This is a genomic window from Candidatus Spechtbacterales bacterium, assembly GCA_040879145.1.
Taxonomy (GTDB): domain Bacteria; phylum Patescibacteriota; class Minisyncoccia; order Spechtbacterales; family 2-12-FULL-38-22; genus JAWVZY01.
This window is the reverse complement of record JBBDKX010000016.1, coordinates 1-3,976: the sequence shown is the minus strand read 5'-3', so window position 1 is coordinate 3,976 and position 3,976 is coordinate 1. Positions and strand designations below refer to the sequence as shown.

Below are 3,976 nucleotides of genomic sequence, written 5' to 3'. Positions count from 1 at the left end.
TCGCTATAAGTGAAGGTTTTTTTATATGTTAAAATAAGAGGTATAAGTATAAAACATGATAGTTGTATTAAACAATATAAGAAGTATGCATAATGTGGGTTCTATTTTTCGCACAGCTGATGCCGTGGGCGTGGAAAAAATATATCTGTGCGGATTTACTCCCTCGCCGTTAGACGAGTTTAAAAAAGTAAGGCCTCAAATAGCAAAAGTGGCTTTGGGCGCGGAAAACAACGTATCCTGGGAAAAGCACCCAAAAACCCACATTGTTTTAGATAATTTAAAAAAAGAGGGATATAAAATATTCGCGGTAGAGCAACATCCCGATTCTGTGCCATATAACAAAATAAAACTTACAGAAAAACAGGCACAAAAAATTGTTGTTGTTTTCGGGCATGAGATAAACGGGATTTCTGAAGCAATACTTAAGCGGGCTGATAAAATTTTAGAAATACCTATGCTTGGAGAGAAGGAATCATTAAATGTTTCGGTAACGTTTGGCATTGTAGTTTACGCGCTTGAGCCAAAACTTAATTAATACTTATAACTTATATAATAACTACCACTATGGCAGAAAAACTTAATTTAGACGAAATTAAAAATTTAAAAAACAATTTGCCTGATTCCTGGAAAATTAAAAAAGGCAAAGAGCTTGAAGCAGAATTTAAATTTCCGGATTTTAGAACCGCTATGGTATTTGTGAATAAGATCAGCCAGCTGGCTGAAAACATAAACCACCACCCGGACATCTGTATATCTTACAATAAAGTGCAGCTTAAGCTAACGACACATTCCACGGGTGGCCTAACAGAAAAAGATTTTGAACTGGCTAAAGAAATAAGTCTTTTATACTTTTAAAAAATGCGGGCTTGCATACAAGCTGTGGCGCCCGAAAAAGAAGTATCCTGATATAATCTGCGGATAAATTTAAAAAAGAGGAACATTTTGGTTTTAGCTTTATATCCCTTCGCTGATTTTACCGGGCTTTAAAGGCGGTTTTATCTTTTTTGAAACATAAAACATAAGATATGCAGATATAACGCCTATAGCCATACCGCCCAAAATATCGCTAGGCCAGTGTATGCCCGCAATAACACGGCTTAATGTCATTAAAAACGTGGCTGCAAAAAAGACAATGCCCCATTTTTTATTGTAAAGATACACGGCAGTTGCTATTGCAAAGAAAAATGTTGAGTGACCTGAGGGAAATGAACCGTATCCCTCGTGTTGGAATAAAAGATTGACTTCACTTACATCAAAAGGGCGCGGACGATTATAAAAATTGCGAATAATTTCTGTGATAATAAAGCGGGATAAAACCGCGGCGGCAGAAACAATTAAAAGCATCTGAATCTGCTTATGCAACTCATGTTTCTCAAACGCAATCCACAAAACAACCGCGGCAGGAATAATGATTGCCAAATCCGATGCCATAAATACAAAAATCGCGTCCCAAATGCGCGACTGCCCGGCAAAACTATTTAAAAAATTAAAAATGTATAAATCAAGTGCCATGATTTTAGTATACTACGGCTTTTATTACAGGTAAATTAGATATGACAGGAATTATTTTTTATTGAGTTGAACTGCATTCTATTCTACAATAAAGAATTATGGGAAGCATGTTTCAACAAAAGGTTTATAAAGTAGTATCTAAGATCCCAAAAGGGGAGGTTTTAACATACAAGCAGGTTGCCGAACTCGCGGGAAGTCCGCGTGCTTACCGTGCTGTGGGCAATATATTAAACAAAAATTACAATCCTGATATTCCCTGCCATCGAGTGGTGCTTTCAAACGGGGGTGCTGGAGGTTATAATAGAGGGGAGGACAAAAAGAAAGAATTGCTTAAAAAAGAGGGCTCTCTTTCCTAAGAAGCCAAAACCCAATTCCTAAAACCTAAACTATGAACAATTTCGCCAACAGAAGTTACTATGGCATCTCCCTTATAGTGGGGGTGATTTTTATCGCATTTTCTTTTATGGTGCAGTCGTGGCCGCTTGCCCTAACAACTATAATATTCATTTTTATACAGACACTTGTAAAAGAGGCGGTAGAAGCAAGAGAGGAGCAGAAAGCAAAAGAGGCAGTGAAAGCGATGGAAGAGGGAAGAGAAAGCGAGGACTCGGAAAGCGTCATAAAAATCAAGCTTCCGATAGACCTTTTTCTGCTTGTGGGATTTTTTGTTATTGCCTTTATAGAGTTGGCATTAACAGTGCTGTTAAGTTTTTAATATAAGACCCCGCTGTTCTATGCAGAAAAAACTGCCTCAAAAATATTTGTTCACAAACCACGCGCAATATAAGATGCGCTATTATAGACTTTCGGAATCACTTGTAAAAAGAGTTATTCGTTTTCCCGCAAGAGTAGAGGAAAGCATAGTTCCCGACACAATAGCGTGTATGAGGCCTGCCCAAACCCATTCGGCAAGGGCTTCGACTGAGCTCAACCGAACGTCCTCAGGACAAAATAAAAAATACTCTGAGGTGTGGAGCATGTACATTGTAACAAAAAACAAACAAATAAAAATTATTACGGCATGGCGCTATCCTGGAAAAAGTCCTGAACGCGACCCGATACCCGCCGAAATATTAGAGGAAGCAAGAAAAGTTTTAAGAAATTATTAAAAATACACGCATATATGCGTGTATTTTTATGCAAACTTGACTTCAGCACTATTACATGTTAGATTTTATAGCAAATTGAGTACGGAAAGGAGAAAATATGGCTCAATTAAAAAAGGTGAGAAATTTTTTCTCTCCAAATGAAAAGGTCAAAGTTCCTGGCATGAGAATTAATTTTTGGATGATAATTTTAATTATATATCTTCCCTCACATTTGGTATTTAACATTAACAAATCTGATTCCCTTGTCACAGCACTATTCGCCGCAACTTTTAATGCGCTGGGTAGTTTAAACAGAGCAGAATAAGAGTTAGTACTTTAAACCAAAAGACCCTCGATATATACTCGGGGTCTTTTTTATTTAAAATAATAATTTCGATATTTGGATGCAGTTCTAGAAAGCGCCCGGGCAACGAAACGATAGCCCATCACTTGCTCGCAAGTGATGGGTGGAGTGAGTAGCGCGGGCGCTGACAACGAAATGCGCCAAACAGGAAATCGCTTTACCTAGTTCACATTCAGTATCTCGTACTTCTTTTTACCTCCAGGGGTTTCAACCTCTACGATATCTCCTTTTTTATGTCCCACAAAAGCGCTTCCGAGAGGGGAGTCGTAAGATATTTTTCCCTCAGCCGGACTAGCTCCGTCACTCCCTGTAATGGTGAAGGTTTTTTTAGACCCGCTTGAATCTTTTATATCAATAGTTGATCCGATATTTATTTTATCGCCTTTTGTATTTGTTACTATCTCGGCGATTGCGAGAGTCTGTTTTATTTCAATAATACGACCTTCGAGACGTGCCTGCCTGTCCTTTGCTTCATCGTAGGCCGCATTTTCGGAAAGGTCCCCTTCGGCTATAGCCTCTTTTAACTCTTTAGCGACTACTCCTCGCTCATCCTCTTCAAGACGCCTTAATTCTTCCTTAAGGTTATCGTATCCTTCTTGTGTAAGTTTTACAGTATTGTTTTTTGACATCATTTTTATAAAATTAAAAATTATCGCAAGGCGATAATTTTTTTATATACATTGTTTGTAACATATTTAACATAAAAAACCAATACTAACAACACCTGTCCGGGTCCAGCAACATAGGTAACACTCCGGTTTGTAAAATAATAACGTCTTTTGTGGCTTAATGTAGACTTTTTAGCTCTTCAAAATACTGATAAGGCGTTTTATACACCTCGCTGCGCTTGGTGCAAACTGCTACGCGAGGTGCGCCCGCGCGAGTGGTATTCCAAACCTCGGGCATACACAGGTTCAACCTGTGTATGCGCTCGTTAGTTTACACCTCGCTGCGCTCGGTGTGGAAAATTGCCTGTGCTTCATAAAATAATCGTGTTAATATAAAAGTACCT

General features: G+C 38.4%; 8 protein-coding genes. 6 read left to right on the top strand and 2 right to left on the bottom strand.

Features of this window, described 5'->3' with window-relative positions; genetic code table 11:
• The first annotated feature begins 55 nt into the window (after positions 1-55).
• Together WDZ40_01605 and WDZ40_01600 are read left to right on the top strand one after the other, a co-directional pair.
• A complete protein-coding gene (locus WDZ40_01605) occupies positions 56-535 on the top strand; it encodes a TrmH family RNA methyltransferase (protein ID MEX0877542.1) in 480 nt (159 codons plus the stop codon).
• Positions 536-564: 29 nt separating this feature from the next.
• A complete protein-coding gene (locus WDZ40_01600) occupies positions 565-855 on the top strand; it encodes a 4a-hydroxytetrahydrobiopterin dehydratase (GenBank protein ID MEX0877541.1) in 291 nt (96 codons plus the stop codon).
• A gap of 99 nt (positions 856-954) precedes the next feature.
• On the opposite strand, the gene WDZ40_01595 is transcribed toward WDZ40_01600, so the two are convergent.
• Positions 955-1,512, bottom strand: a complete 558-nt coding sequence (locus WDZ40_01595; GenBank protein ID MEX0877540.1) for a phosphatase PAP2 family protein — start codon at positions 1,510-1,512, stop codon at positions 955-957.
• Positions 1,513-1,610: 98 nt separating this feature from the next.
• Between WDZ40_01595 and WDZ40_01590 the strand changes: the two genes are divergently transcribed.
• The 4 genes from WDZ40_01590 to WDZ40_01575 all read left to right on the top strand — a co-directional run bounded on the left by WDZ40_01590 (position 1,611) and on the right by WDZ40_01575 (position 2,925).
• On the top strand, positions 1,611-1,868 hold the full coding sequence (locus WDZ40_01590) for an MGMT family protein (GenBank protein ID MEX0877539.1): 258 nt from the start codon (positions 1,611-1,613) through the stop codon (positions 1,866-1,868).
• A 32-nt stretch (positions 1,869-1,900) separates the two neighbouring features.
• Positions 1,901-2,227: a hypothetical protein gene (locus WDZ40_01585; GenBank protein MEX0877538.1), complete on the top strand. Its 327-nt coding sequence runs from the start codon at positions 1,901-1,903 to the stop codon at positions 2,225-2,227.
• A gap of 73 nt (positions 2,228-2,300) precedes the next feature.
• Positions 2,301-2,621 carry a hypothetical protein gene (locus tag WDZ40_01580; GenBank protein MEX0877537.1) on the top strand — a complete coding sequence of 107 codons (321 nt, stop codon included), beginning with the start codon at positions 2,301-2,303 and terminating at the stop codon, positions 2,619-2,621.
• A gap of 97 nt (positions 2,622-2,718) precedes the next feature.
• Positions 2,719-2,925 carry a hypothetical protein gene (locus tag WDZ40_01575; protein ID MEX0877536.1) on the top strand — a complete coding sequence of 69 codons (207 nt, stop codon included), beginning with the start codon at positions 2,719-2,721 and terminating at the stop codon, positions 2,923-2,925.
• 200 nt (positions 2,926-3,125) lie between these two features.
• Here the strand turns inward: WDZ40_01575 and greA are convergent, their stop codons facing one another.
• Positions 3,126-3,593: a transcription elongation factor GreA gene (gene greA / locus WDZ40_01570; GenBank protein ID MEX0877535.1), complete on the bottom strand. Its 468-nt coding sequence runs from the start codon at positions 3,591-3,593 to the stop codon at positions 3,126-3,128.
• Between the last annotated feature and the right edge of the window lie 383 nt (positions 3,594-3,976).

Excerpts from the sequence above, each read along its gene's own strand:
- WDZ40_01605 (MEX0877542.1), top strand. The coding sequence starts at position 56 with ATGATAGTTGTATTAAACAATATAAGAAGTATGCATAATGTGGGTTCT.
- WDZ40_01600 (MEX0877541.1), top strand. The coding sequence starts at position 565 with ATGGCAGAAAAACTTAATTTAGACGAAATTAAAAATTTAAAAAACAAT.
- WDZ40_01595 (MEX0877540.1), bottom strand. The coding sequence starts at position 1,512 with ATGGCACTTGATTTATACATTTTTAATTTTTTAAATAGTTTTGCCGGG.
- WDZ40_01590 (MEX0877539.1), top strand. The coding sequence starts at position 1,611 with ATGGGAAGCATGTTTCAACAAAAGGTTTATAAAGTAGTATCTAAGATC.
- WDZ40_01585 (MEX0877538.1), top strand. The coding sequence starts at position 1,901 with ATGAACAATTTCGCCAACAGAAGTTACTATGGCATCTCCCTTATAGTG.
- WDZ40_01580 (MEX0877537.1), top strand. The coding sequence starts at position 2,301 with ATGCGCTATTATAGACTTTCGGAATCACTTGTAAAAAGAGTTATTCGT.
- WDZ40_01575 (MEX0877536.1), top strand. The coding sequence starts at position 2,719 with ATGGCTCAATTAAAAAAGGTGAGAAATTTTTTCTCTCCAAATGAAAAG.
- greA (MEX0877535.1), bottom strand. The coding sequence starts at position 3,593 with ATGTCAAAAAACAATACTGTAAAACTTACACAAGAAGGATACGATAAC.